Source organism: Mesorhizobium sp. B1-1-5 (assembly GCF_006443065.1).
Taxonomy (GTDB): domain Bacteria; phylum Pseudomonadota; class Alphaproteobacteria; order Rhizobiales; family Rhizobiaceae; genus Mesorhizobium.
Map to the genome: position 1 here is coordinate 1 of NZ_VFWS01000428.1, position 1341 is coordinate 1341.

Below are 1341 nucleotides of genomic sequence, written 5' to 3' on the forward strand. Positions count from 1 at the left end.
GGGTTGAGCACATTGACGAGGATGCCTGTCGCAATCACCTTGCCGGTGGAGCGCGGCGCGACATTGTCCTCGACGTTCAGACCACCCCTCTCCTTCAGCGTGTTCCAGGCCATGTAAAGGAGGTAGGCGACGCCCAGATATTTCAGCGTCTCGAAGGCGACCGCGCTGGTGTGCAGGAGCGCGGCGAGGCCGGTGATGGCGGCAGCCATATGCGGGATGATGCCGAGCGTGCAGCCGAAAGCGGCGACGATTGAGGCGCGGGCGCCGCGGGAAAGCCCGGCGCTCAGCGTGTAGAGGACGCCGGTGCCGGGCGAAGCCACCACGATCAGCGACGTCAACAAGAATTCGATGCTCACGATTTGGTCCTCCGCTGTGCTGCCCGGCGGGCAGCGTAGCAGCGAAATCCCCGTGCACAAGCCGCGGCGCCGTCAGATCAGAGGACAGGCAGCCCGTGCGCCCGACGCGCCATCAGGCAATCCTCGTCGCCGGGCATGCAGGCGCGGCAGACATCCGGGCGCAGCTCGTAGATGCCGCAAGCGGTTGCCTTGCCCACTTCGCCACAGAGGGCCGAACAGCGCGGGCCCTCGCAACGCATACCCGACAGATCGGTCGCGACATACTTGTCCGGGATACGGGCGAGGTGCGCGTCGTCCTCGGTGGAAAAGCGCGGCCACTCGGCCGAGTAGGAGCAACAGGCGCCGCAGCTCTGGCAATCAAATGCCGGGACGGTGCCTCGTTGGGGCGATGAAAGGCTTGCCACGGTCACCAACGAGAACGGTCCCTGCACAGCAGATTGCGGTCGGCGTCTTGCGGCAAGGCGCTATTTCTTCTTGCCTGCCTTGCGCGACGGCGCCTCGGTCGGCGACTTGAATAGATCGGTCGCGGCCTCGGCAGCGGCATCCGCCTTCGGCGCGGCACCCGGCTTGACTGGCTTTGCAGCGGCGGCGGGCGCCGGCGGTTGGTCCTTGGCGGAGAATTGTATGGACATCTCAGTCCTCGTCGGCGCAGCGCGATGGTGCGCGCGGACTGCGCAAACGGCCGATCAGGGCCGAAACCGCCGTTATGTTCATTTCCTCAGGCGACCAGTTCCTCGCCTCCGCGATGTGATGCGGCGCCAGTTCGCGATGCGTGCTGCCGCTGTAGGCGGCGTCCTGATGGGTCACCGGCTCGCGGGTCTTGGCGTCTTGGCGGACATATTCGATCAAATAGTTCGGGCACTCGGCGCGGCCCCGCACGCCGACGCGCACCTGTGCATCGCCATGGACGCGCTTGCAGCGTTCGAGTTTTTCCAGCACACGCCGGACATATTCGACTGGCTTGTCCAATGTTTCGACCATGTCG

The 1341-nt window shown here is 65.5% G+C and carries 4 protein-coding genes; all 4 read right to left on the minus strand.

Translation table 11 applies throughout. The annotated features are described in order from the left end of the window. The coding region (locus tag FJ980_RS32065; protein WP_140547497.1) for a LysE family translocator at positions 1-356 on the minus strand (356 nt) is incomplete at its 3' end. A 77-nt stretch (positions 357-433) separates the two neighbouring features. Further along, on the minus strand, positions 434-769 hold the full coding sequence (locus FJ980_RS32070) for a YkgJ family cysteine cluster protein (protein ID WP_140547498.1): 336 nt from the start codon (positions 767-769) through the stop codon (positions 434-436). A gap of 51 nt (positions 770-820) precedes the next feature. Next, on the minus strand, positions 821-988 hold the full coding sequence (locus FJ980_RS35000) for a hypothetical protein (protein ID WP_181181387.1): 168 nt from the start codon (positions 986-988) through the stop codon (positions 821-823). Position 989: 1 nt separating this feature from the next. Further along, positions 990-1341: hypothetical protein (locus tag FJ980_RS32075; RefSeq protein ID WP_140547499.1), on the minus strand; the 352-nt coding region annotated here is incomplete at its 5' end.